Here is an 823-nt window from a genome sequence, read left to right as displayed (position 1 = left end):
CCTTGGGGACGCGGATGATGAGTGCGTCGCCTTGTCCGCCGCCGCCGCAGAGTGCGGCTGCGCCGATGCCGCCGCCGCGGCGTTGCAGTTCGAGGGCGAGGTGCAGGGCGATGCGGGCGCCGGACATGCCGAGGGGGTGTCCGACGGCGATGGCGCCGCCGTTGACGTTGACCTTGGCGGGGTCGAGGCCGAGTTCGCGGGTGGAGGCGATTCCGACGGCGGCGAATGCTTCGTTGATTTCGACGAGGTCGAGGTCGGTGGGGTCGATGCCTTCCTTGGCGCAGGCCTTGGCGATGGCGCGGGCGGGTTGGGACTGGAGGGTGGAGTCGGGTCCGGCGACGACGCCGTGGGCGCCGATTTCCGCGATCCAGGTCAGGCCGAGGTCTTCGGCTTTGGTTTTGCTCATCACGATCACGGCGGCGGCGCCGTCGGAGATCGGGGAGGCGGAGCCGGCGGTGATGGTGCCGTCCTTGCTGAACGCGGGACGCAACTTGCCGAGCGATTCGGTGGTGGTGTCGGCGCGGATGCCTTCGTCCTGCGCGAAGACGATCGGCTCGCCCTTGCGTTGGGGGATGGAGACGGGGACGACTTCGTTGTCGAAGTAGCCGTCTTTCCAGGCGCGGGCCGCGTTCTGGTGTGAGGCGGCGGCGAAGGCGTCCTGTTCTTCGCGGGTGATGTGGGCGGAGTCTTGTTGGTTGACTTGTTCGGTGAGCAGGCCCATGGCCTGGTCGGTGAAGATGTCGTGGAGGCCGTCGTAGGCCATGTGGTCGCGCAGGGTGACGTCGCCGTATTTGAAGCCTTCGCGGCTTTTTTCGAGCATGTG

1 protein-coding gene is annotated in these 823 nt (G+C 67.6%); it reads right to left on the bottom strand.

The annotated features are described in order from the left end of the window. On the bottom strand, positions 1-823 hold an 823-nt coding region (locus G8767_RS35220), incomplete at both ends, for an acetyl-CoA C-acyltransferase (protein WP_166814282.1).

It is taken from the genome of Rhodococcus sp. IC4_135, assembly GCF_011602025.1.
Lineage (GTDB): Bacteria > Actinomycetota > Actinomycetes > Mycobacteriales > Mycobacteriaceae > Rhodococcus_F > Rhodococcus_F baikonurensis.
Note: the sequence above shows the minus strand (reverse complement) of the source record. Positions and strands in the feature narration are given on the sequence as shown.